We start from the raw sequence: 21,867 nt of genomic DNA, 5'->3' as shown, positions 1-21,867 counted from the left end.
TTTGGGTTCCGCGAGATGGTCCTCGCATGACGAACCACAGCGAAACGACCGGATCCCCGGACAACGGTGACATCACCGGGCCTGAGGCGCAGAGCGGGCGCCAGGCCGGTGCGCAGGAGAACGCGGAGAGCGACGCGTCCGGGCCGCACACCCCCGGCCCCGCGTACGACAGTCACAGCGGCGAGCACCAGGTCACCCTGCGCACCCCGGCCGAGCTCGCCGACGCCCTGCCGTATCTCCTCGGGTACCGCCCCGAGGACAGCATCGTCCTGGTCGCCCTGCACGACAGGGACGGACGAGGGCGGTTCGGAGGCCGGGCCCGGCTGGGTATCCCCGCGAACGCGGACGACTGGCAGTCCGCAGCCCGGCAACTGTCCCACGGCCTCGTGAGGGGCAGCGAGCGCCGAGGGGCCCGCCCGGAGTCGATGGTCGCCTTCCTGTGCCAGGAACCGGAGAAGGGCGAAACCGGCCGCCAGGTGATGGAGCGCCTGAGGCCGCTGGCCCAGAGGCTGCGTGTCGAGTGTGGCTCCCTCGACGTGGTGGTGGTCGAGGCCCTGTGCATCTCGGAGGGCCGCTACTGGTCGTACTGCTGCGACAACGCGGCATGCTGCTCCCCCGAGGGAGCACCCATGGGCCTGCCCGGCACCTCCGTGCTGGCCGCAGCGGCCACCTACGCCGGTATCCAGGTGCGCGGCACACTGCGGGAGCTCAGGGCCAGGCTGCTGCCCTGGGAGAACGCCGCGGCCCTCGAGCAGGAGGCCGCCCTGGACACCGCCAGCATGGCGCTGGTGCCGAAGCTCCTCGACGACGTGGGCCGCGCCGCCGTGACCGACGAAACGCTGGACCTGGCCGGCAGGATTATGGACCGCTTCGCCGACGCACAACCTGTCTCCGGAACGCTCCTGGCGGACCTACGTGACGACGAACTGCTCGAATGCGACGAGGCCGCCCGGCTGATCCTCGGTCTCCAGGACCGAGCGACCCGCGATCGCGCGGCCGAGTGGATGGAGGGCGACGAAGCCGCACGCGCCCTTCGCCTCTGGCGGACGCTTGCCCGCCGCTGCGTCGGGCCCTACGGAGAACATGCCGCGGCGCCGCTCACTCTGGCCGGCTGGGTCGCCTGGTCCACCGGCGATGAGCTGGAGGCCCGGGAAGCCCTCGCCATGGCCCTGGGCGCCGATCCCGACTACCTCTTCGCCCGTCTCCTGCACCAGGCCTGCAACGAGGGCCTCGACCCGGAGTCCATCCGCAGTTGTCTGCGAGCGGAACGCAAAGGCCGTGGGCGCACGGTGGCCGAGCTCTTGAATGCGCCGGCGGACGCTGACGATCCCACCGGGCGCGGTACTACCGCGGCGCCGGACCCCGGGCCGGCCGCCCAGCCCCCACGGGCAGCGATCACGACGGATCCCGAGCCGAGGGACAAGTCCGCGCGGGCAGCGGGCCCGACCGGGTTCGACCCCAGCCCGACCGGGTTCGACCCGTGCGACGGACTCTCGTCGGGTGCGGTGACGACCGAGTCCGGGCCGAGCGGCAAGCCCGCATCGGCAGCCGTGCCGTCACACCGTCGCCGCCGCTTCCGTTCCACTGGCACCACTGGCACCACTGGCACCACCGGCCCTGCCGGCATCACTGGCCCTGCCGGCATCACTGGCCCTGCCGGCACCACCGGCACCACCGGCATCGCCGGCGCCGCGTCCGGCCGTACCGGCGCAAAAGACCGTGACCTGGCCGCACGGACTCCCCGTCGGCGCACACCGGCGGACCCCACGCGCCCTGCCAGTGACACCGGAACCGGTGCGCGCCCGGGCCGTCCGACTCCGGCGGACGCGGCCCGGCCCGGCAGTGTCCGCACGGGCCGCGCACGAGCGCGTGTGGCGAAGAAGGCGGCCATGCCCCGCGGGGGCACGGACCAGGAGAGCAAGCGGCCCGGACATGGCACGGGCGGTGAGGAGTGAGCCTCCGCCGGGCGGGGGCGAGGCGCAGGGGGACGGTCCTCGGGCGTGACTCGGAGGACGCTCACGCCGTTCACCTGAGTGGCGGAACGGCTGGACAGGCTGTGACGCCGCCCCGCCCCTGCCCCGTCGGAGGCCTCCGACACAGGCACCGGCACCGGCGCCCGAACACGAAGAGGCGCACAGAGCGCAGAGGAAGCCTTCCCATGCACCAGCCGACTCCGCCCTCCGCCGCCGACGACCGCCGCCCCGAGGGCGGATCTCCGCCGCCCCTGGGATCAGGCCTCGGCCCGCCCGGCACCGGGGCGCCACCGGCGGGGGACGAGGTTGCCCCTCCGGGACCAGCGGCACGGGGCGACGGCCACGGGCCCGGATTCCCCGGCCGCACCCCGAACGCGTCCACACCCACCGACCCCGACTCGCGCCCGCCGTCGCCACCGGGCCCGGGACGCTCGTCTTCCCGATGGGCGGGTCGGAGCCGTCGCCCCGGTGCGGGTCCCGGGTACGGCCCGACCTCGGCATCCTTCGCTCAGGGGCGGGCTCCGTCCCCGACGGGGTATACGACTCCGCCGCCTCCCCGTGGTGCCACGGTCCCCGGACTGCGCTGGTCCGCCGACCTGCCACCCGCCCACACCGTGATGATCGGTGTCGCCCTCCCCGGCCTCGCCATCTCCACCGAGGAAGGCCAGCTGACCGGCCGTGGACTGGAGGGGTTCTACCGTGGCGGCCGGCGCGTGCTCTCGCGGTGCGAGATCCGCGTGGCCGGACGAGAGCCCCTCGCGGTGCAGGCCCGGATGGCCTCGGCCGACCGCGCCAGGTTCGTGGGGACGCTGCGTACGTCCCCGCAGGCCGGCCCGGATCCGGACGTGATCGTGGAACGCAACCGCTTCGCGGACGGCACGGAGCGGATCACCCTGCACAGCGCGGTACCCCGCCCGCTCCGTCTGCCGGTGGAGATCGTCCTGGGCACCGACCTGGCCGACCTCGGGGCGATCGCCTCCGGCAACGCCGGGCCCGAACTCCAGGCCAGTGTCCACGGCTCCGGACTGCGCTGGTCCTGCGCCACCGGCCACGCGTCCGTCACGGCAGAACCGCCTCCCCTGGACGCCCTGGCCTCGGCCGGGCTCCTGCGGTGGGAGCTCGACCTGCCGCCCGGCGGCAGCAGAACCGTGGAACTGAGAGTGCGGCCGGACGGCGCGGGGCCCCTGCGAGCCGCGGGCCGGGCGGCGACCAGCCCCCTCGCCGCCGCCTGCGCGGAGGGCGACGACCCCAGAGTCCCGGCCCTCCTGCGGACGAGCATCGAGGACCTCCAGGCCCTTCTCCTGCGTGACTCCGCGAACCCCGCCGACACCCACCTCGCGGCGGGGGCACCCTGGCGCTGCGGTCTCGCCCCCGCCGACGCGCTCGTCGCCGCCCGCATGGTGCTGCCACTGGGCACCGGCCTCGCCGCTGGAACGCTGCGGATCCTCGCCCGGACCCAACTCACCGGCCCTTCCGCGCAGTCCGGAATGATCCCCGGTCCCAGAAGGGACGCCGGGCCGCATCTTCCGCCGCAGTGCACCGGTACGGAGGCCACGCTTCTCTTCCCCGCCCTGCTCGCCGAGGCCCGCCGCTGGGGCCTGGCCGAGAGGGAGACGGAAGCGCTGCTGCCCGCCGCCGAGCGCTGTCTGGCCTGGCTGCGGAACGCTGTGGGTGACGGCACGTACCTGCGCGACCTCGGCCCGGGCGGACTCGTCCGCTGCGAGACACAGGCTCACGCCCACCGCGCCGCCCTGCTCGGCGCCGACCTGCTGGACGCCTGCGGCCGGACAGGAGGAGCGGCACTCCGACAGTGGGCGCAGGCCCTGCGGGCCGCCTTCCGCGAGGACTTCTGGGTCGAGGACCGGGGAGGCGGCCGGCCCGCGGCAGCCCGAGCCCAGGACGGCAGCCTGGTGCCCCACCTGGGCGCAGCCGCCGTGCACCTTCTCGACACGGGCCTGCTGGGCGGGGGTGAGTCGGCGCCCGGCTTGCTCGACAAGATCCGCACCGAGAACCTCGCGCGGCTGCTCGGCAGCCCGGTCATGGACTCGGGGTGGGGCCTGCGCGGACTGGGCGCGAAGGAGCCGGGCTTCAATCCGTTCGGCCACCGTGCGGGAGCCGTCCGGATCCAGGAGACGGCGCTCGCCGTGGCGGGACTGGCCGCCGCAGGCTTCGAGAAGGAAGCCGGCTCGCTGCTGCGCGGCGTACTCGCGGCCGCCGAGACCTTCACCCACCGGCTGCCCGAGATGTACGCGGGGGAGCAGCGCACGGAGGGGAGCGCTCCACTCCCGCACCCGGCGGCCTGCCGCCCCGCGGCGACAGCGGCGGCGGGTGGAGTCCTGTTGCTGACCACCCTCGCCGGTATCCGCCCCGACGCACCGGCAGGGACGGTCACGCTGCGCCCCGTGCGTGGCGCACCCCTCGGCGAGGTCGGCTTCACCGGACTGCGCGTGGCGGGCGCCCCGTTCTCCGTGCGGGTCAGCCGCCTGGGGCTCGCCATGGTCGAGGAGGCGGCCGACGGACTACAGCTGGGCGTATGACCTGCAGCGACGTGCCGCTTCAGGATCAAGGGAAGGGACAGTGGAGCCCTTGCCCGACCGAAGTGGATCAGTAAGTGATGTGACCGGTGGAGGGAGTGTTTATCGTCAGGCAGACGACTATGATCGCCGCATGCCCTACGACCCGTCAGCGTTTCCGCCCTTCGCCGTCACCGTGGACCTGGTCGTGCTGACCGTGCGCCGCCATGCCCTGTGCGCGCTGGCGGTACGCAGGGGCGAACCGCCGTTCCAGGGACGCTGGGCGCTGCCCGGCGGCTTCGTACGGGCCGACGAGGACCTGGCTCAGGCCGCGGCACGCGAGCTGGCCGAGGAGACCGGACTGCGCGTCCACGACCCGTCCGTCCCGGCCCAGGACAACGGCGCACACCTGGAGCAGCTGGCCACCTACGGCGACCCCAAGCGGGACCCCAGGATGCGAGTCGTCAGCGTCGCCCATCTCGCCCTCGCCCCCGACCTGCCGGCACCCAGAGCCGGCGGAGACGCCAGCAACGCGCGCTGGGCCCCGGTCGAGGAGCTGTTGCAGCAGGGCGGTTACGGGCGTGACGCCGAGCCGGTCGCGCCGCTCGCCTTCGACCACGCGCAGATCCTGGCGGACGGGGTGGAGCGCGCCCGCTCCAAGATCGAGTACTCGTCGCTGGCCACCGCCTTCTGCCCGCCCGAATTCACGGTGGGGGAACTGCGCCGTGTTTACGAGGCGGTGTGGGGCGTTGCACTGGACCCGCGCAACTTCCACCGCAAGGTGACGGGTACACCCGGCTTCCTCGTCCCGACGGGCGGGACGACCACCCGCCAGGGCGGACGCCCGGCCCAGCTCTTCCGCGCCGGTGGCGCGACGCTGCTCAACCCCCCGATGCTGCGCCCCGAGGTGTGAGCGGCGGGCCGGGCGCGGGCCTCGCCGGGCCCGGAACCCGAGCCGTTCACAGCCCGGCAAGGGGGTTACCGTCCCGCCCGGGGGAGGCCTTGGGATGCCCGGAAAAACGGACATAGCGCGCTATCTTACTGTGAGTGATCCAGGCCTTCGGACTGACCAGCAATCCCCGCAAAGAGCTACCGCCCGCAGCCGACGACGTCTCCTTCGAGGCGCGGGCGGGCCGCATCACCGCGCTGCTCGGAGCACCGGGCGCCGGCAAGACGACGGTTCTCAGACTCATGCTCGAGCTCCAACAGGGCCGCGGCATCACCCACTTCCGGGGCCGCCCCCTGCACCGCATCGCCCATCCCTCGCGGGAGGTCGGTGTGCTGCTGGGCGATGTGCCCGGACATCCCGCCCGTACCGTCCGCGGTCATCTGCGCATGCTGTGCGCCGCCGCAGGGGTTCCGGTCCGGCGTGCCGACGAAGTCCTCGAGGCGGTCGGGCTCGTGAGCCTGCGCGACGAGCGCCTCGGCGCCCTCTCCCGGGGCATGGACCGCCGCCTCGGACTGGCCTGCGTCCTCCTGGCCGACCCGCACACCCTCGTCCTCGACGACCCGGCCGACGGGCTCTCCGCGCGGGAGAGCGCGTGGTTGCACGGCATGCTGCGCGCCCACGCCGCTCAGGGCGGCACGGTCCTGTTCACCACGGCCGACCCCAAGGGGGCCGCGCGGACCGCCGACCGCGTCGTCACCCTGGAACAGGGCAGGCTCGTGGCCGACCAGGAGGCCGCGGAGTTCTCGCGCACCCGCCTGCGTCCCCGTGTCGCCGTACGCAGCCCGCACGCGGCCCGTCTGGCCGCTCTCCTGGCCAAACAGGCGCGCACCTCACAGCGCTCCCTCGAAGTCGTCCGTGAGGGCGGCAACCGCCTGTCCGTGTACGGCGGTACCTGCGCGGACATCGGCGAGATCGCGTTCCGCCACGGCATCGTCATCCACCAACTCGCCGACGAGATCGGAGACATGGGGCCCGGCGCGGGCCTCCATGGGACAAGCGGGCCGGGTGACCGCAGCCCCGCCGAGCCGGGGCACGCAACTGACGCGCGCCGGACGGACTTCGCGCTCCGGCCCGGAGAACAGGGGCTGTCTCTCGACCCGTCGGGACCGGCCGTCACAGACCCCGTGACAGCGGGCGCGACCGAACCGCGCCCCACGCTTGAGCCGCGACCCCTCTCAGATGTGCCGGAGCCGGTCACGGACGGGACGTCGCCCTCCTCCGGGCAGCCGCTGCCCGCCGCCGAGCTCTTGGGTGCCTCCCCGGGCGACCGCACGAGCAACGCTGCCCCGGCGGCGACGGCACCCTCCCCGCTCCGGGTGCCTCACTCCACCGGCGCCCGCACGCCTCGCACACTCGACGCACTGCCCCCTTTGCCGCCCCCCATCTCCGTCCGCCCCGCCCCCAGCCCCCTTCGCCCCCTCCGGTACGAGATCCGCCGTGCCGCCGGGATCGGTACCGGGTTCCTGACCGGGGCCGTCGTGCTCGTCGTGTCCGCGGTGACCGCCGTGGTGCTCGCGCGCATCGGGCACACCCCGCAGCCGCGCCTCCTGGCCGCGTGGCCGCGGGAGCTGCCGCTGCCGCCCGCGGCGCTGGGCGCGGGACTGCTCGGCGCGCTGGCCTTCGGCGACGAGTTCCGCCACCCCGCCCTGGCGGCGGACCGCGGCACCGTGCCCCGCCGGCTGGGGCTGCTGGCCGCCAAACTGCTGGTCTCCTCGGCCACCGCGCTGGTGCTGGCCGCCCTCACCGTCGGCTGCGACGCCGAAGTGCTCTATCTCGTCTACGGACGGGAGCTCGCCCAGATTCCCGCGGACTGGTTCCCGCTGAGTGCGAGTTGGATCGGGCTCGTGGTGGGCTGCGCCTGGGCCGGCGTACTGGCCGCAGGCGTCTTCCGGTCCACCACCGCCGGGCTCGCCGCCGTGGCAGCCGTTCCCCTCCTCGTCGTGCCCGTCGTGCACAGGCTCGTGGAGGGACCGTCCGTGCGAACCGCGGCCGGACTCCCCATGCGTCTGAGAGAGGCCTTCCTGCCGCGATGGCCCTTCGGGGGAGAGCGCTACCTGGAGGCCGTTCTGGCGGTGATCTCCCAACCCGTCGGCGGCGCCCTGACGTTGTCGCTGACCGCGCTGCTCTGCGCGTATCTCCTCACCACGTTGCGCGGCAGGCTCCGGTGACGACTGTCCGTAACCCTTAGTCCGGCCATGCGCACAACTCCCCGCAGACCGCCCATTTCTTTCCGATAAGGCGTCAATTGCGACGGGGTGAGCGATCACCCTTTCGTGTGCTTTTCACCAAAGACCTCAAGGGAGTTGGAAACGGCGCCGACAAAGGATGCGTGAGTACCCTTGCGCACACCATGATGACCGCCGCCCGCTCCGCTGACTCCGGCCTCACGAGCCCGGGCGAACTCGACCGCTACCCGTACGCCGAGGCGCCCGCCGTCGACCGCGTCGGGATCCCTGCCTGGGAGGGCGCGGACCACGAGCTGGGCCGTGTGGGCCGACGCGCCGCGGGCAGCCGCGGGCGCGGGCTGCACGGCCAACTCGTCCAGCAGCTGGGTCAGATGATCGTCTCCGGCGACCTGGGCGCCGACCGCCCGCTGGTGCCCGAGGAGATCGGCCAGCGTTTCGAGGTCTCCCGCACCGTCGTCCGCGAGTCGCTCCGCGTCCTGGAGGCCAAGGGCCTGGTGAGCGCCCGCCCGAACGTCGGCACGCGTGTGCGCCCCGTCAGCGACTGGAACCTCCTCGACCCGGACATCATCGAGTGGCGGGCCTTCGGGCCACAGCGCGACGACCAGCGCCGCGAGCTGTGCGAGCTGCGGTGGACGATCGAGCCGCTCGCCGCCCGCCTCGCTGCCGGGCACGGGCGCGAGGATGTCCAGCAGCGTCTGGCGGACATGGTGGAGATCATGGGGCACGCCATGGCCCAGGGTGATGCGCTCACCTTCTCCCGCGCCGATTCCGAGTTCCACTCCCTCCTCATCCAGGTAGCGGGCAACCGCATGCTGGAGCATCTCTCCGGGATCGTGTCCGCGGCCCTTCAGGTTTCGGGCAACCCGGTCACGGGCTGTGACCGGCCGACCGAGGCCTCGCTGGCGCATCACGGCCGCATCTGTGAGGCCCTCGCCACCGGCGACGGAGGGGCGGCCGAGGCGGCCATGCGCCAACTTCTCATGGTCCACCCCGAGGTGGAACGGGTCGTGCCCGCGCCGCGCGAGCACTGAAACCCGTTCCGCGGGCGGCGCGGCCGGGTGTGCCACCCCCCTCCTGTGGCAGTGCCTGATCGGTGATCCGCCTCCCGTCGGACCCCGTGGGATCCTCGTGATCCTGCGGGGTCCGACGGCGCGAAGGGGTCAGGGCCCGGCGAGACGGCCGGGCTGCCACCACTTATGCCCCCTTCTGGCCGCGTATGACCTTTTTTGTTCGCTTACGGGGTGTGACTCGGGCCACGCGGATTGGGCGTAACGCTCGCGGGAAGAACGCGATGACCTAAGAGGTGACAGCCGCGGAGGGAATACGGACGCCGTTCACGGCGCTGTGCATCTTCCCGGCCCCCGCCCGCGCCGTCGGCCCATCCCCAAGCCGGCGGTCGGCTCCTGTCCTCTGTGGACGGGGCCGGAAGCCGTTTTCCAACGTTCCGAGAGGTTGTTCGTGTCGGCCAGCACATCCCGTACGCTCCCGCCGGAGATCGCCGAGTCCGTCTCTGTCATGGCGCTCATTGAGCGGGGAAAGGCTGAGGGGCAGATCGCCGGCGATGACGTGCGTCGGGCCTTCGAAGCTGACCAGATTCCGGCCACTCAGTGGAAGAACGTACTGCGCAGCCTCAACCAGATCCTCGAGGAAGAGGGTGTGACGCTGATGGTCAGTGCCGCAGAGCCCAAGCGCACCCGAAAGAGCGTCGCAGCGAAGAGTCCCGCCAAGCGCACCGCCACCAAGACGGTCGCGGCCAAGGCGGTGACCACCCGGAAGGCCACCGCCACCGCCACGCCGGCGGCACCCGCCTCCGAGCCCGCCGCCGAGGAGGAGGCGCCCGCCAAGAAGGCGGCTGCCAAGAAGACGACCGCCAAGAAGGCGACCGCCAAGAAGGCCGTCGCCAAGAAGACGGCGGCCAAGAAGACCAGCGCCAAGAAGGACGACGCCGAGATCCTCGAGGAGGAGGTGCTCGAGGAGGCCGCCCCCGGCAAGGCCGGTGATGAGCCCGAGGCCACCGCCGAGAACGCCGGCTTCGTGCTCTCCGACGAGGACGAGGACGACGCGCCCGCGCAGCAGGTCGCCGCCGCCGGTGCCACGGCCGACCCGGTCAAGGACTACCTCAAGCAGATCGGCAAGGTCCCCCTGCTCAACGCCGAGCAGGAGGTCGAGCTCGCCAAGCGCATCGAGGCGGGTCTGTTCGCCGAGGACAAGCTGGCCAACGCCGACAAGCTGGCTCCCAAGCTCAAGCGCGAGCTGGAGATCATCGCCGAGGACGGCCGCCGCGCCAAGAACCACCTGCTGGAGGCCAACCTTCGTCTGGTGGTCTCCCTGGCCAAGCGCTACACCGGCCGCGGCATGCTCTTCCTGGACCTCATCCAGGAGGGCAACCTCGGTCTGATCCGCGCGGTCGAGAAGTTCGACTACACCAAGGGCTACAAGTTCTCCACGTACGCCACCTGGTGGATCCGTCAGGCGATCACCCGCGCCATGGCCGACCAGGCCCGCACCATCCGTATCCCGGTGCACATGGTCGAGGTCATCAACAAGCTCGCGCGCGTGCAGCGCCAGATGCTCCAGGACCTGGGTCGCGAGCCCACCCCGGAGGAGCTGGCCAAGGAGCTCGACATGACCCCGGAGAAGGTCATCGAGGTCCAGAAGTACGGCCGCGAGCCCATTTCGCTGCACACCCCGCTCGGCGAGGACGGCGACAGCGAGTTCGGTGACCTCATCGAGGACTCCGAGGCGGTCGTCCCGGCCGACGCGGTCAGCTTCACGCTCCTGCAGGAGCAGCTGCACTCCGTCCTGGACACCCTGTCCGAGCGCGAGGCGGGCGTCGTCTCGATGCGCTTCGGTCTCACCGACGGTCAGCCGAAGACCCTCGACGAGATCGGCAAGGTCTACGGCGTCACGCGTGAGCGGATCCGTCAGATCGAGTCCAAGACCATGTCGAAGCTGCGCCACCCGTCCCGTTCGCAGGTGCTGCGCGACTACCTCGACTGAGCGCGGTCCCACGACACGCAAGGCCCGGTTCCCCGAGGGGGGCCGGGCCTTCGTGGTGCCGTCCAGCCCGCGGGTGCGGGGCCCCGCGCCGTGGATCACTCTGGGTGTCCCACCGACATCACGGAGTGAGGAGTGCGTATGCGTCGCCGACTGGCACGAGCTCTGGTCCTGCCGCTGGCCCTGGCGGCCGCGGTACCCGCCATATCGATGGGCTCCAGTGCCCCTGTGGCTGCCGACAGCGTGGTCATAGGGGGTTTCCCCGTCGAGGCGTCCCAGAGCCCCTGGACGGTGGCCCTGTCCAGTCGTGACCGGTTCGGGGGTACGCGCGCGGGGCAGTTCTGCGGCGGCGCGGTGGTCGGGCCCACCACTGTGCTCACCGCGGCCCACTGTCTGGACGATGGCGTGCTCGGAGGGCCGCCGGAGCGTGTGCGGGACCTCGGGGTCATAGCGGGGCGCACAGATCTGCAGACGGGCACCGGAGGCCAGGAGATCGCTGTGCGCCGCACCTGGGTGAACCCCGCCTACGACGGTGTCACCAACGCCGGCGACTTCGCCGTGCTCACCCTGGCCGAACCGCTTGCCGGCGACTCGGTCATCCCCATGGCGGCCGGTGGCGACCCCGCCTACGCGGCGGGTGGAGCCGCGACGGTGTACGGGTGGGGCGACACCTCGGGCGCCGGCGAGTATCCGAGCGATCTGCGGGCGGCACGTGTGCGCGTACTCCCCGACGCTCTGTGCGAGGAGGCGTATCCGGGCGGTGCCGACGGCACCTACGACGCCACCGGCATGCTGTGCGCCGGGGAGGCCGAGGGGGGCCGGGACGCCTGCCAGGGGGACAGCGGCGGGCCGCTGGTGGCCCAGGGGCGGTTGATCGGGCTCGTGTCCTGGGGGATCGGCTGTGGCCGGGCCGGCAGCCCCGGGGTGTACACGCGAGTGTCCGACATCATGCGGACGCTCGGCTGGACACGGGCTTCGGAAGGTAGGTGAGGCGTCCGACGGAGCCTGGTGCCGGGTTGGGGGACGAGGACGGGCGGTTGCCTCTGGTGACCAGAGGCAACCGCCCGTTCACCGGCCTGTGCCGGGCTGGCTCGTCGTCGGACGCGAGGTGTCAGCGCTCTTCTTCGGCGGTCGCGGGAGCGGTGGTGAGTCGCTCCGTCTCGTCCTGTATCTCAGCGGCGATCTTCTTGAGTTCCGGCTCGAACTTGCGACCGTGGTGGGCGCAGAAGAGCAGTTCGCCGCCGCTGACCAGGACGACGCGCAGGTACGCCTGGGCGCCGCAGCGGTCGCAGCGATCAGCGGCCGTCAGCGGGCTCGCGGGGGTCAGAACAGTAGTCACGTCGCCTCTTCTCTAGCTCGACGAGCTGTCGTACCAGGGTCAACATCCAACCAGCCCCAAAACGTTCCCGCTCGTGGCTTTTCCTCGAAAGAATCTTTGCGAGGCGGCTGTCTGCTGCCGGTTGGCGGCGAATGTGCCGTATTGCGTGTCTATGTGTCTTACGGGGCTTCGCGTCGTATCGGTGGTCGGTCCTCCCGGCTGGGTTGCCGGTTGTTCATGAGGACGTGCCCGGAGCCTAAATGGTTCATGCCTGGAAGGGAACGTGATGTGTACTTCACTCCATCGAGGGATCGAACGTACATGCGAGTCTGGACTAGGGTGAGTTTCCGACGAGGGTGGCGTTACAACGGCTCTACCAGGCCTCGGTACCCTCTCACCGGTGACTGAAGCCGCGCCCTTACCCATGAGGGCCCCATCTGAAATTCAGCGAGGAGCGAACCGCGTGACCGCCGAGACGTCCGTGCCGTCCACAGCTCTGCTGGCAGGAGCAGACCGGGACGGTTCCAACTACACCGCGCGGCACCTGCTCGTCCTCGAGGGGCTCGAGGCCGTACGCAAGCGCCCGGGTATGTACATCGGGTCGACCGACAGCCGTGGCTTGATGCACTGCGTCTGGGAGATCATCGACAACTCCGTCGACGAGGCCCTGGGCGGGTACTGCGACCACATCGAGGTGATCCTCCACGACGACGGCTCGGTCGAGGTCCGGGACAACGGCCGGGGCATCCCGATCGACGTCGAGCCCAAGACCGGTCTCTCCGGTGTCGAGGTCGTCATGACCAAGCTGCACGCCGGCGGCAAGTTCGGAGGCGGCTCCTATGCCGCCTCCGGCGGTCTGCACGGCGTCGGCGCCTCCGTGGTGAACGCCCTGTCCGCCCGACTCGACGTCGAGGTGGACCGGAACGGGCACACCCACGCCATCAGCTTCCGGCGTGGTGTCCCCGGAGCCTTCGCCGGAAACGGCCCGGAAGCCAAGTTCGATGCCAAGAGCGGCCTGCGCAAGGCCAAGAAGATCCCGAAGAACCGCACCGGCACACGCGTGCGGTACTGGGCCGATCGCCAGATCTTCCTCAAGGACGCCAAGCTCAACCTGGACACGCTGCACCAGCGCGCCCGCCAGACCGCGTTCCTGGTGCCCGGCCTGACCATCGTCGTGCGCGACGAGTACGGGCTCGGCGAGGGCGGCAGCAAGGGCGAGGAGTCCTTCCGCTTCGACGGCGGGATCAGCGAGTTCTGCGAGTACCTGGCGAACGACAAGCCGGTCTGCGATGTCCTCCGCTTCTCCGGGCAGGGCACCTTCAAGGAGACCGTCCCCGTCCTGGACGACCACGGTCAGATGACACCCACCGAGGTCACCCGCGAGCTCGGCGTCGATGTCGCGCTGCGCTGGGGGACGGGCTACGACACGACGCTCCGGTCGTTCGTCAACATCATCGCCACGCCCAAGGGCGGCACCCACGTCGCGGGCTTCGAGCAGGCCGTCGCCAAGACGATGAACGAGGTGCTGCGCGCCAAGAAGATGCTGCGCGTCGCCGAGGACGACATCGTCAAGGACGACGCCCTGGAGGGCCTGACGGCGGTGGTCACCGTGCGTCTCGCCGAGCCGCAGTTCGAGGGCCAGACCAAGGAGGTCCTCGGGACCTCGGCGGCCCGCCGCATCGTGAACAACGTGGTCACGAAGGAACTCAAGGCGTTCCTGACCTCCACGAAGCGGGACGCCGCCCAGCAGGCCCGCGTCGTCATGGAGAAGGCCGTCGCCGCGGCCCGTACGCGCATCGCCGCCCGGCAGCACAAGGACGCGCAGCGCCGCAAGACGGCCCTGGAGTCGTCCTCGCTGCCCGCCAAGCTCGCCGACTGCCGCAGCGACGACGTCGACCGCAGCGAGCTGTTCATCGTCGAGGGCGACTCCGCGCTCGGCACGGCCAAGCTCGCCCGGAACTCCGAGTTCCAGGCGCTGCTGCCGATCCGAGGCAAGATCCTCAACGTGCAGAAGTCGTCCGTGACGGACATGCTGAAGAACGTCGAGTGCGGTGCGATCATCCAAGTCATAGGAGCCGGCTCGGGCCGGACCTTCGACATCGACACCGCCCGCTACGGCAAGATCATCATGATGACCGACGCCGATGTCGACGGCTCGCACATCCGCACCCTGCTGCTGACGCTGTTCCACCGCTACATGCGGCCGATGGTCGAGGCGGGCCGGGTCTTCGCGGCGGTGCCTCCGCTGCACCGCATCGAGATCGTCCAGCCGAAGAAGGGCCAGGACAAGTACGTCTACACGTACTCGGACCGTGAACTGCGCGACACGCTCATGGAGTTCCAGAGCAAGGGCATCCGCTACAAGGACTCGATCCAGCGCTACAAGGGTCTCGGCGAGATGGACGCCGACCAGCTGGCCGAGACGACGATGGACCCGCGCCACCGCACCCTGCGCCGGATCAACCTGTCCGACCTGGAAGCGGCCGAGCAGGTCTTCGACCTGCTGATGGGCAACGACGTGGCGCCGCGCAAGGAGTTCATCTCCAACTCGGCGGCGACGCTCGACCGGTCGCGGATCGACGCGTAGCCGTTCCGGCGGGCTGTGGTCGGATACGGCCGGGGCGTGTGCGCCCCGGCCGTATCCGTACTGGTCCGGTACGCCTCCGGTGCCGCAGGAGACGTGTCGGCGGCACTGCTCGCCCGGGCGTTGTCCCGGAAGACCCACATCGACGCGTTCCCGACCAAGACGGGGACCAAGGACCGTGCACAGGCGGTGCGTTACGCCCACGCGACGGGGCGCGTGCGGCCACCAGCGGTTCCGTCACCTGATGGGGTGAAGAGCGCGGGGAAGAAGAGTCGGGGAACTTCCCGTTCTGTCCATCCTTGGGCATGCAGCCAAGCAAGGGCCGTCCCCGCGACGGCGGGGCCGGTCAGGAGAGTTGGGCCGAACCTCTCGACGGTCATGACCCGGTCCGAGCCGAGGAGGCCGGACAGCCGAGGTACGAGGATCCCTGGTACGACGCCCTCGCCTCCGGCTGGGGCGAGTCGGCCGATGCCGGGGTGCCCGCCCCGGCGGTGATTCCGCCGGCGCGGGCGCAGGGCGAGACGGGGACCGCAGCGGCCGATGTGTATCTGGAAGTGCAGCGCAGTGCGGCCTTCCAGGAGGTGAGGAGGCGGTACCGGAGGTTCGTGGTGCCCGCGTTCGCGGCCTTCTTCGCCTGGTACGTGGGCTACGTCGTGGCTGCCACGACGGCGCCGGAGCTGATGGCGCGGCCCGTGGCGGGAGCGGTGAACGTCGCGATGGTCGCGGGGCTCGGGCAGTTCCTGTCCACGTTCCTGCTCACCTGGGCATACGCACGGCACGCGCGGCTGCGCAGGGACCGGGCAGCGCTCGAACTGCGCTGGGACACACAGGAACTGACGCGTGGCGTGAACGGTGGTGGGTCGTGACGGGGGAACACCAGACGCTGGCGCTGCTGCTCTTCAGCGTGTTCGTCGCGGTCACGCTGGGGATCACGACCTGGGTCAGCCGCAACCGGCGTGGCTCGGCGGAGGAGTTCTACGCGGGTGGGCGGCTCTTCTCACCCATGGAGAATGGTTTTGCCATCGCGGGCGACTACATGTCGGCCGCCTCCTTCCTGGGGGTCACCGGGCTCATCGCGTTGTTCGGCTACGACGGGCTGCTGTATGTCGTCGGGTTCCTCGTGGCGTGGCTGGTGGTGCTGTTCCTGGTCGCCGAACTGGTCCGCAACTGCGGACGGTTCACGCTCGCCGACGTCGTGGCGGCGCGGATGAGGGAGCGGCCGGTGCGGATCGCGGCGGGGACGTCCTCGGTCACCGTGTCCGTCCTGTACCTGGTGGCGCAGATGGTCGGCGCGGGCAGTCTGGTGGCGCTGCTGCTCGGAGGCACGAGCGACGCGGCGCGCGCCTGGACGGTCATCGGGGTCGGCGCGCTCATGGTGATCTACGTCTCGTTGGGAGGGATGCGGGCGACCACCTGGATCCAGATCGTCAAGGCCGTCCTGCTGCTCGGCGGCACCGTCGCGCTGACGGTGCTCGTCCTGCTGCGCTTCCACGGCGACGTGGACCGGCTGCTGTTCACGGCCGCCGAGCGCAGCGGGCACGGGGAGGCGTTCCTGGCGCCCGGGCTGAAGTACGGCGGGGACTGGACCGCCCGTTTCGACTTCATCAGTCTGGGGCTGGCTCTGGTGCTGGGCACGGCCGGGCTGCCGCACATCCTGTCCCGCTTCTACACCGTGCCCACGGCGCGCGCAGCCCGCAGGTCGGTCGTCTGGGCCGTCGGGCTCATCGGCGGCTTCTACTTGATGACGATCGTGCTCGGGTTCGGTGCGGCCGCCATCCTGGGGCCGGACGCGATAAGGGGGTCGAACGCGGCGGGGAACACGGCGGTTCCGCTGCTGGCGCTCGATCTGGGCGGTGGGGCGGGATCCACCGGGGGGACGGTGCTCTTCGCGATCGTCGCCGCGGTCGCCTTCGCCACGATTCTCGCCGTGGTCGCCGGCATCACGCTCGCGTCTTCGGCGTCCGTGGCCCACGACCTGTACGCGTCCCTGCGGCGCCGGGGCGGGAAGCCGCGCAGCGAGGTGACCGTGGCCCGTGTGGCGGCCGTCGGGGTCGGTGCGGTGGCGATCGCGCTGGGCCTGCTGGCGCGGGATCTCAACGTGGCGTTCCTGGTGGGCCTGGCCTTCGCCGTCGCCGCGTCGGCGAACCTGCCGGTGCTGCTGTACTCCCTGTTCTGGCGCGGTTTCACCACGCGGGGCGCCGTGTGGGCCGTCTACGGCGGCCTGGTCCCGGCCGTGGTCCTCGTGGTGCTGTCCCCGGTGGTCTCGGGCAGCCCCGACTCGCTCTTCCCGGGCATCGACCTCCAGTACTTCCCGCTGCAGAACCCGGGCCTGGTCTCCATCCCGCTCGGGTTCCTCGCGGGCTGGCTGGGCACCGTCACCTCGACCGAGGCCCCGGACGAGGCCAAGCACGCGGAGACCGAGGTGCGGTCGCTGACCGGGGCGGGAGCGGCGTAGGGCCGGTGGCTTCTGTCCACGGCCGGGACGGCCCCCGTCGGCCGAGGCCGCACAAAGGCCGAGGGCCGGATGCCCTACCCGCGGGTCGCCCAGACGTAACGGTGTTCCGGGCGGCCCGCGTCGCCGTACTTGAGGGTCAGTCTGGCCCGCCCCGTGCGTTCCAGGAGCTTCAGATAGCGCTGCGCGGTCTGGCGGCTCACCCCGGTCCGCTCGGCGATCTCCAGGGCGGACAGCGGCCCGTCCGCGCTCATCAGGGACTGACGGACCAGCTCGGCGGTGGTGGGGGAGTGACCTTTGGGCAGGTCGGGTTCCGAAGAGGCCGACAGGGCCCCGAAGATGCGGTCCACCTCGGCCTGCTCGGCCTCCCCGCCGCCGTCGAGGGTGCGGCGCAGCTCCGCGTAGGCCTCCAGCTTGGCGCGCAGGCCGGCGAAGGCGAACGGCTTGACCAGGTACTGCAGCGCGCCGTGCCGCATCGCCGCCTGCACGGTGGAGACGTCCCGGGCCGCCGTCACCATGATCACGTCGGCCTGGTGGCCGCGCCGCCGCATCTCCTGCACGACCGTCAGTCCCGTCGCGTCCGGCAGATAGTGGTCCAGGAGCACCAGGTCCAGCCGCGGCGACGTCTCCATCAGGCTCAGTGCTTCCGCGGCGCTGTGGGCCTCCCCGGCCACATGGAAGCCCGGCACCTTCTCGACGTAGGCGGCGTTGACCCGCGCCACCCTCGTGTCGTCGTCCACGACCAGGACCTCGATCATCACGACTCCTCCTCGGCGGTCTGCGGAGCTGGCGGCACGGTCAGCGCGGCCGGTTCGGGACCCGGCTCGGTCAGCGCCTCGGGCAGGACGACGGTGAACTCCGCGCCCCCGCCGTGCGCCTCCCCGACGGTCGCGCTGCCACCCTGCCGCTCGGCCAGCCTGCGCACCAGGGAGAGTCCGATACCCCGCTCCCGGTGGGCCGGAGGCTTCTTCGTGGACCATCCCGTGGTGAAGATCAACTCCCGGTGCTCCGGTGGGATCCCCGGCCCCGTGTCGCGCACCCTGAGGATCGCCGTACGGCCCTCGGCACGCAGTTCGACCTCCACGCGCGCGTGCGGCTTGCCGGCGACGGCGTCGAGGGCGTTGTCCACCAGGTTCCCCACCACGGTGACGAGCCCCTGCGGGTCGACCAGCCGGTCGGGTAGCCGGGTCCGGTCCGACACCCACAGGGCGACGCCCCGCTCGGCCGCGACGGTCGCCTTGCCGACGAGCAGGGCGGCGAGCAGCGGGTCCTCGATCCGCTCGGTGACCTGTTCCGCGGTGGCCCGGTGGTCGCCGACCACCTCGCCGACGAACTCGACGGCGTCGTCGTACATCTCCAGTTCGAGCAGGCCCAGCAGCGTGTGCATGCGGTTGGCGTGCTCGTGGTCCTGGGCGCGCAGGGCGTCGATCAGGCCACGGGTGGAGTCCAGTTCACGGCCCAGCTGCTCCAGCTCGGTGCGGTCGCGCAGGGTGGCCACCGCGCCGCCGTCGTCGGTGGGCATGCGGTTGGCCACCAGTACCCGCTGACCACGCACGGTGAGCAGATCCGTGCCGGTCACGCGTCCGGCCAGCACATCGGCCGTACGGCCCGCGCCGAGCGCCTCGTCGGGGGAACGGCCCACCACCGTTTCGCCGAGTCCCAGCAGGCGCTGTGCCTCGTCGTTCACGAGGCGGATGCGGCCGGTGCGGTCCAGGGCGACGACACCCTCGCGGATGCCGTGCAGCATCGCCTCGCGTTCCGACAGGAGCGCCGCGATGTCCGAGAAGGCCAGGTCCCTCGTCTGCCGCTGGACCCGCCGGGAGATGAGCCACGCGGCCAGCGCGCCCACGGCCAGGGCACCGCCGGCGTACGCGAGCAGCCCCGGGATCGCGTGGATCAACCGGGCCCGGACGCTGTCGTAGGCGATGCCGACCGAAACCGCGCCGACCACGGTGCCGTCGCTGTCGCGCAGCGGCACCTTGCCCCGGGCGGAGCGTCCCAGGGTGCCGCTGTCGATCTCCATGACCTCCTTGCCGGCCAGGGCCCGGCCGGGGTCGGTCGAGACGATGCCGCCGATCTGCCTGCGGTCCGTGTGGGACCAGCGCACGCCCCGCCAGTCCATCACCACGACGTACTCGGCCTTGGTGGCCTTCCTGATCCGCTCCGCCTCCTTCTGCACCGGGCCGTTCGGCAACGGAGGCGTGTCCCGGACCTCTTCCGCCAGCCCGGGCTGCTGCGCCGTCGTCTGCGCGATCGCGAGCGCGCGGCGCATCGCCTGGTCGTCCAACTGGTTGCTGAGAGGCGCGAGGAACAGCCCGGTCGCGAGGACCGCGACTCCCGCGGCGATCGCCACCTGCATCAGCAACACCTGCGAGAACACCCGCCGGGGCAGGCCGAGGCGCAGGCGGCGCGCGGAGGGAGTGGGGCTCATACCCAAGACGGTACGTGCGGCCGGCCGGCTGCCGTAGACGGGTGTGGCGTGGATCTCCAGATGAATGTCCGCTCCGGCGTGATCGATGTCCGGAGCGGCGGCGACGACACCGGGCGAGGCGTCCGCGCCGGACGGTGCGCGCCGCCCGAAGAGGCACGCCGGGCGGTCAGCCGGCCAGCGCCGTCGTCATCCTCACCTCGCGCACCGCCACCACGTCCATCCGCGCGGGTGAGCCCAGGACGGACGCCCCGCAGCTCTCCGCGCGGGGCGGGAGCGCCGCGCCCTGGGCCACCTCGACCTGCCAGCGGCGTCCGTCGGCGTGGGCGACGGTCACCTCCCAGCCGGACGCCGCACCGGCCGTCCGGACGACGCTCAGCGCCTCGGCGGTGTACTCGCCGGTCGCGGTGCGCACGGCCAGTTCGGCCGCCTGACCGGGTCGTTCCCAGGCCGAACCGCCCCGGCAGCCCTCGACGACGATCCGCCCCTCCCGCGCGCCGTGCAGGACCTCCTTGAGGGAGTGCGCCTCGGCCCGGCCATAGGCGTATCCGTACGGCAGCACGAGCACCGTCGGGGAGAAGCGGTGACCACCCAGATGGGTGACCTCCCAGACGCCCTCGACTCCGGACGTCGCCAGTTCGGCCGCGAGGGGCCGGCCGAGGAGGGCGCAACAGCGGTCGCGCTTGCCGTTGGTGCAGACGAGGGCGAGCGGGTCACCGTCGTGGGCCCGGCCGCCGAGCCGCGCGTCGAAGACGCGGTGGTCGCCCCGGCCGAGTGCGGCGAAGTCGAGATCGAGCAGTTCGGCGGGGTCCGAGGTCGAGGCGCTGCGCAGCCACACGTTGCCCGGGACCACGTGGGCGGCGTACACCCGGCGGGCGGCGGGCATGCGGCGGTCCGCGTGGCGCCCGGGGCGGCGGATGAGCGCGATCCGGACGCCCGTGTCCTTCGCGGCCGCCTCCAGGGCACGCCCCAGTGCGGGGTCCAGGTGGCTCGAAGTGAGCGCCTTGGCACCCCACGGACCGGGCTGTTCAAGCAACAGCCAGGTCCTCGCGGTGGCGGCGGTTCCCGAAACGGGCTCGTCGGTGTCCCGGGAGACGCTTGAGCACGTACTCACAGAGGTGAGCCTAACCTGACTTCGGCCGCAGCGACTTTCGGCCCCGCCCTGCTCTACTCCGGCAGTGGCTGCGGCGGCTTCGGACCTGCGTAGAGACCGCTCGGCCGCATCCGCAGCGGGCGTTCGCCGTACTCCTCCAGCGCGTGGGCGATCCAGCCCGCCGTCCGGGCCACGGCGAAGATCGTCTCGCCCGCGGCCGGGGCCATGCCGCAGGACGCGGTGAGGACGGCGAGCGCCAGGTCCACGTTGGCGTGCAGGGGGGCGTGGCGAGTGGTGGTCGCGACGATGTCGCGCGCCGCGAGGAGGGCGGGTTCCGCGCGCGGGATCTGCTCCAGGAGGGCGAACAGGGCACGCGCGCGTGGGTCCTCGCCGGGGTAGAGGCGGTGGCCGAGGCCCGGGATGCGGCGGCCGGCGCGCAGTTCGCCCGCGATCACGGGTGCCGCGTCGCCCTGGTCGAGGACGTCCTGCAGCAGCCGGTGGGCGAGGCCGCTGGCCGCGCCGTGCAGCGGGCCCTCGATCACGCCGAGCCCGGCCGTGACCGCCGCGTAGGCGTGGGCACGGGCCGAGGCGGCGACGCGCACCGCGAGGGTGGAGGCGGCCAGGTCGTGGTCGACCAGGAGGGCGAGGGCGGTGTCCAGGGCGCGCAGGGACGCCTCGTCGGGGTCCTGGTGCACCGACAGCCTGGTCCACAGGCGGTGGGCCAGGGGGCCCTCGTCGCGGCGATGGTGTCCCGCCGGGGGGAGGGCGGCCACGAGCGTGGGGATGAGGGTGCGCGCGGCGCCGAGCACGGCGTGCTCGGACAGGTCGAACCGCAGCGGGTCGGCGGTCGCGGCGGCGATCGTCGCGACCCGCAACTGGTCGGTGGGGGCGGCGTGCCCGGGCAGTGCTTCGACGGCACGGCGTGCGACGGCGACGGAGGCGGCGGGCGCGGTGAAGGTGCCACCCGGCCGCATCCGGCCGGTCCACAGCCACTCGGCCACCTCCTCGTAGGTGTGCCGGGTGGCCAGGTCGACCGCGTCGACGCCGCGGAAGTAGTAGCGGTCGCTCTCGATGAGTGTGATGCGGGTGCGTACGGACAGGTCGCCGCCGGAGCCGGAACCGCTCGCGTTCTCCCGCCGGTTGCGCCGGGCGAGCGCCTCGACCTCCCCGGCGTCGAAGGTGCTGCCCCGGCCGCCGCTCCCCCGACGGCTGCTGAGCTGGCCGCGGCTCACGTACGCGTAGACGGTCTCCGGCTTCACGCCGAGCAGCCCGGCGGCCTCCTTGGTGCTCAGTCGCCGTTCCGCGTCCCTCGGGGCGGGTTCTTGATCGCGCATGGGGGTCACCGTATCCGTCCGCATTCCATTGACTGACATA

Annotated in this window: 15 protein-coding genes; 10 read left to right on the top strand and 5 right to left on the bottom strand. The window is 72.0% G+C overall.

Annotated features, from left to right (window positions below; all coding sequences use genetic code 11):
- The first annotated feature begins 26 nt into the window (after window positions 1–26).
- The 7 genes from ACFY9E_RS07125 (at window position 27) to ACFY9E_RS07095 (ending at window position 11,608) form a co-directional block, all read left to right on the top strand.
- The gene (locus ACFY9E_RS07125; protein WP_390980100.1) at window positions 27–1,955 is read left to right on the top strand and encodes a DUF4192 family protein; all 1,929 of its coding nucleotides are present in this window, start codon (window positions 27–29) and stop codon (window positions 1,953–1,955) included.
- A 635-nt stretch (window positions 1,956–2,590) separates the two neighbouring features.
- Window positions 2,591–4,510: a glycogen debranching N-terminal domain-containing protein gene (locus ACFY9E_RS07120; RefSeq protein ID WP_390980098.1), complete on the top strand. Its 1,920-nt coding sequence runs from the start codon at window positions 2,591–2,593 to the stop codon at window positions 4,508–4,510.
- 130 nt (window positions 4,511–4,640) lie between these two features.
- A complete protein-coding gene (locus tag ACFY9E_RS07115) occupies window positions 4,641–5,399 on the top strand; it encodes an NUDIX domain-containing protein (protein WP_031116901.1) in 759 nt (252 codons plus the stop codon).
- Window positions 5,400–5,533: 134 nt separating this feature from the next.
- Window positions 5,534–7,603: an ATP-binding cassette domain-containing protein gene (locus ACFY9E_RS07110; RefSeq protein ID WP_390980096.1), complete on the top strand. Its 2,070-nt coding sequence runs from the start codon at window positions 5,534–5,536 to the stop codon at window positions 7,601–7,603.
- A gap of 161 nt (window positions 7,604–7,764) precedes the next feature.
- Window positions 7,765–8,652 carry an FCD domain-containing protein gene (locus ACFY9E_RS07105; protein ID WP_390980094.1) on the top strand — a complete coding sequence of 296 codons (888 nt, stop codon included), beginning with the start codon at window positions 7,765–7,767 and terminating at the stop codon, window positions 8,650–8,652.
- Window positions 8,653–9,079: 427 nt separating this feature from the next.
- On the top strand, window positions 9,080–10,621 hold the full coding sequence (locus ACFY9E_RS07100) for an RNA polymerase sigma factor (protein WP_390980092.1): 1,542 nt from the start codon (window positions 9,080–9,082) through the stop codon (window positions 10,619–10,621).
- Between the two features lie 138 nt (window positions 10,622–10,759).
- On the top strand, window positions 10,760–11,608 hold the full coding sequence (locus ACFY9E_RS07095) for a trypsin-like serine protease (RefSeq protein ID WP_390980090.1): 849 nt from the start codon (window positions 10,760–10,762) through the stop codon (window positions 11,606–11,608).
- A 121-nt stretch (window positions 11,609–11,729) separates the two neighbouring features.
- Here ACFY9E_RS07095 and ACFY9E_RS07090 read toward each other — a convergent pair whose 3' ends face one another.
- Window positions 11,730–11,957 (bottom strand): hypothetical protein, encoded by a 228-nt coding sequence (locus ACFY9E_RS07090; protein WP_390980088.1) that lies wholly within the window; start codon window positions 11,955–11,957, stop codon window positions 11,730–11,732.
- 442 nt (window positions 11,958–12,399) lie between these two features.
- Here ACFY9E_RS07090 and ACFY9E_RS07085 point away from each other — a divergent pair, with 442 nt between their 5' ends.
- From ACFY9E_RS07085 to ACFY9E_RS07075, 3 genes are all read left to right on the top strand, one after another.
- Entirely contained in the window at window positions 12,400–14,523 is a 2,124-nt protein-coding gene (locus tag ACFY9E_RS07085) for a DNA gyrase subunit B (RefSeq protein WP_390980086.1), read from the top strand.
- A 302-nt stretch (window positions 14,524–14,825) separates the two neighbouring features.
- On the top strand, window positions 14,826–15,386 hold the full coding sequence (locus tag ACFY9E_RS07080; RefSeq protein WP_390980084.1) for a DUF485 domain-containing protein: 561 nt from the start codon (window positions 14,826–14,828) through the stop codon (window positions 15,384–15,386).
- Entirely contained in the window at window positions 15,383–16,975 is a 1,593-nt protein-coding gene (locus ACFY9E_RS07075; RefSeq protein WP_390980082.1) for a cation acetate symporter, read from the top strand. The genes ACFY9E_RS07080 and ACFY9E_RS07075 overlap by 4 nt, the downstream gene beginning before the upstream one ends.
- A 74-nt stretch (window positions 16,976–17,049) precedes the next feature.
- Here the strand turns inward: ACFY9E_RS07075 and ACFY9E_RS07070 are convergent, their stop codons facing one another.
- The 4 genes from ACFY9E_RS07070 to ACFY9E_RS07055 form a co-directional block, all read right to left on the bottom strand.
- On the bottom strand, window positions 17,050–17,730 hold the full coding sequence (locus ACFY9E_RS07070; protein ID WP_390980080.1) for a response regulator: 681 nt from the start codon (window positions 17,728–17,730) through the stop codon (window positions 17,050–17,052).
- The gene (locus tag ACFY9E_RS07065; protein WP_390980078.1) at window positions 17,730–19,403 is read right to left on the bottom strand and encodes an ATP-binding protein; all 1,674 of its coding nucleotides are present in this window, start codon (window positions 19,401–19,403) and stop codon (window positions 17,730–17,732) included. The genes ACFY9E_RS07070 and ACFY9E_RS07065 overlap by 1 nt, the downstream gene beginning before the upstream one ends.
- Window positions 19,404–19,569: 166 nt before the next feature.
- Window positions 19,570–20,514, bottom strand: a complete 945-nt coding sequence (locus ACFY9E_RS07060) for a sucrase ferredoxin (protein ID WP_390980076.1) — start codon at window positions 20,512–20,514, stop codon at window positions 19,570–19,572.
- Between the two features lie 53 nt (window positions 20,515–20,567).
- Complete coding sequence (locus ACFY9E_RS07055) at window positions 20,568–21,827, bottom strand: citrate/2-methylcitrate synthase (RefSeq protein WP_390980074.1); 1,260 nt, start codon at window positions 21,825–21,827, stop codon at window positions 20,568–20,570.
- Between the last annotated feature and the right edge of the window lie 40 nt (window positions 21,828–21,867).

The organism is Streptomyces sp. NPDC012466, from assembly GCF_042955215.1.
Lineage (GTDB): Bacteria > Actinomycetota > Actinomycetes > Streptomycetales > Streptomycetaceae > Streptomyces.
The sequence above is the reverse complement of the archived record's forward strand: the minus strand, read 5'-3'. Positions and strand labels throughout refer to the sequence as shown.

Bases quoted from the DNA above. Each gene is read 5' to 3' on its own strand.
- ACFY9E_RS07125 (WP_390980100.1), top strand. From the start codon at position 27: ATGACGAACCACAGCGAAACGACCGGATCCCCGGACAACGGTGACATC.
- ACFY9E_RS07120 (WP_390980098.1), top strand. From the start codon at position 2,591: ATGATCGGTGTCGCCCTCCCCGGCCTCGCCATCTCCACCGAGGAAGGC.
- ACFY9E_RS07115 (WP_031116901.1), top strand. From the start codon at position 4,641: ATGCCCTACGACCCGTCAGCGTTTCCGCCCTTCGCCGTCACCGTGGAC.
- ACFY9E_RS07095 (WP_390980090.1), top strand. From the start codon at position 10,760: ATGCGTCGCCGACTGGCACGAGCTCTGGTCCTGCCGCTGGCCCTGGCG.
- ACFY9E_RS07080 (WP_390980084.1), top strand. From the start codon at position 14,826: ATGCAGCCAAGCAAGGGCCGTCCCCGCGACGGCGGGGCCGGTCAGGAG.
- ACFY9E_RS07070 (WP_390980080.1), bottom strand. From the start codon at position 17,730: ATGATCGAGGTCCTGGTCGTGGACGACGACACGAGGGTGGCGCGGGTC.
- ACFY9E_RS07065 (WP_390980078.1), bottom strand. From the start codon at position 19,403: ATGAGCCCCACTCCCTCCGCGCGCCGCCTGCGCCTCGGCCTGCCCCGG.
- ACFY9E_RS07055 (WP_390980074.1), bottom strand. From the start codon at position 21,827: ATGCGCGATCAAGAACCCGCCCCGAGGGACGCGGAACGGCGACTGAGC.